2 protein-coding genes are annotated in these 2,627 nt (G+C 39.7%); both read left to right on the plus strand.

Going from position 1 to position 2,627, the window contains the following annotated elements:
- Positions 1-1,921 (plus strand): hypothetical protein (locus tag FD29_RS08965; protein ID WP_201780223.1); only part of this gene is annotated, 1,921 nt, incomplete at its 5' end.
- Positions 1,863-2,144: an SLAP domain-containing protein gene (locus FD29_RS11440; protein ID WP_147008011.1), complete on the plus strand. Its 282-nt coding sequence runs from the start codon at positions 1,863-1,865 to the stop codon at positions 2,142-2,144. The genes FD29_RS08965 and FD29_RS11440, both read left to right, overlap by 59 nt.
- Positions 2,145-2,627: the final 483 nt, after the last annotated feature.

Here is a 2,627-nt window from a genome sequence, read left to right on the forward strand (position 1 = left end):
CGAACAAGGTAAGTCAACGCCTAATATTGCCGGTACAACGACAACAATAAGTAATATTAATGCCGGATCTAGTGTTAAAGATGAACAAGACAAGGAATCAAATGATGTCAGTGGTATAACTGCAAATGGTACTCAAGGCTCATTGAAAGCTGGAGACGTCCAATTTGGAACAGATTATTACGACACGACAGATTCAAACAACACGTTTACAGATGTTTTGAATGGAGCATCAACGATCAAAGCAACGGACGGAGTAGTTTCTGGCGACAAATATGTCAAACCCGGAACATATTACCGTACAGTGACTGTGCCACTTCAAGAAGACGCAAGTTTAGCCAATAGCTTTGATCCTGATACTGCAAAGCTAAGTTCAGATGGTAAATCTGTTACATACGTTCAAACAATTACAATTGGACAAGGAACGTCAACATCTAGCATTGCTGGTACAGCAGCTGCAGTAATTAATGTTGCTGCAGACTCCGATGTTGGAACTGAACAATCGGCTGAAGATAATACCGTTACAGGTATAACTTCAGATGGTAAAACAGGTTCATTAATTGATGGAGATATCCAATTCGGAACAAACTACTACGACACGACAGATTCAAACAATACATTTACAGATGTTTTGAATGGAGCATCGACAATCAAAGCAACAGATGGAGTAGTTTCTGGCAGCAAATACGTCAAACCCGGAACGTACTATCGTACAATAACTGTGCCACTTCAAGAAGGTGCAAGTATAGCTAATAGCTTTGATCCTGATACTGCAAAACTAAGTTCAGATGGTAAATCTGTTACATTTGTTCAGACAATAACGGTAGGTAAAAATAGCCTGGATAATGGTAATGTTGTTATTAAGAACTTAAATGTCAAGGTTGACGGAGATCCTACGCTTTTGACAAATCCTGATGGCTATAAATTGACTGACAAAGCTGGCAATAATTTGATTGATACTACTAAACCAAATAGTGGAGTCAGCTTCAGTTCAGATTATATTGATACAAAGACTGGTAAAACCGCCGATGCAGCCGTTGCCAGTGGAGCTAAGATTACCAAAGCTGGTACTTATACACGTCAAGTTATCTTTAATGTCACTGATGATGCTATTAAGAATAACGACTTTACTGCAATTGGTGGAAAACTTGATCCAGAAACTAAGACGGTAACCTTTACACAAACCGTAGTTGCTTCAGCTAATCCAGCAGCATCAGTTGTTACAAATCCATCCGTAAGTTCTGGAACAAATGCAGATTCTGAAACTTTGAAGAATCCAAAAGATGTTTCTATAACTGATGGAGCCGGAAAGAGTATTGTTTCTGGTAATCCAACCTTTGGCGGCATCTTTAAGACCCCTGAAGGTGCTGAGAATAGTACTCCAGCAGGTGGGGATGCAACTGGTAATTTGCCTGCAGGAACTTACTATCAAAAAGTAACAATTCCTTTGGAAGATAATGCTGATAACGCTTATGACTTTGGTACTGATGCGCAGGTTGATAAGACCAATAACACGGTAAGTTATATCCGGACGATCACAGTTAACCCAAGTACTGGTGGTGGCGGCAGTTCTAATGAAGATGATGAATGGACTTACTACAAGAACCCAGGCGTTGTCACAACTAAGACTGATCAAAACTATTACTACATGAATCACAAAGACAATTCGACCGTAGCTAACCGGACATTGGTCAAAGATTCTTCATGGATCACCGACCAATATCGGACAAATCGTGCGGGAGTTAAACAATACCGTGTTGCAACTGATGAATGGGTTGATTCACGTTACGTTTACTTCTTGGACAAGTCAACTGACAATAACAATACTGATGATGACGAGTGGACATACTTCAAGGCACCAGGCATTGTTACAACGAAGACCGATCACGGTTATCTTTACGCAAAATGTGATAACTGGTATTAGTTCGATTAAGGGAGTCGTCAACTTAGATAGTACAAATGCTTATTACATGCTTTATACCAAAGAGGGCAATGTCGTAGGCAACCGTGCATTGAAAGAAAAGTCATCATGGTTAGTCGACGAAGTTGGCCGAGATGCTCAAGGCAATGTATATTACCGTGTGGCATCCAACGAATGGGTCAAAGTAGTCCCTGGTGTTTACTTTGATAGCAAAGCTTGGTATTAAAGTTTATTAGATAAATTAGAAGAGCTGTTGACTGAGTATTCGGTCAACGGCTTTTTTGATATTAAGGATGCTATTTAAAGGTCAAAAACTGAGGAGTGATTGAAACATGCCGCCTTCCGAGCAAAAGCTGATTGGGCTGGAACGTAGTGAGCACGACTTGGAGCCAATTTAAAAATTGTCTTCAAGCTCGGCAGTAATCTAAGCCAGCACAGTACGCTGACTAAGATTAAACCACTACTGAGCCCATCAGCTTTTGCTCTCCAGGCTAGGGTTTTCGTTGTTTAGTTGGTATTTGTAATATTTGATAATATGTTTTTCATTAAAAAAAGGCCGTAACTCTTAATTATTAGGAGTTACGGCCTTGCTTATACAATTCGATTTTTTACTGATATTTTAATTAAACTGACTATATGAAATAATTCAAGAACCAAAATCCTTAAACTCTCTAGTCTGGAATGGAATTCTGGTGGATGCTCAGCCGTG

Source organism: Companilactobacillus mindensis DSM 14500 (genome assembly GCF_001434275.1).
GTDB lineage: Bacteria > Bacillota > Bacilli > Lactobacillales > Lactobacillaceae > Companilactobacillus > Companilactobacillus mindensis.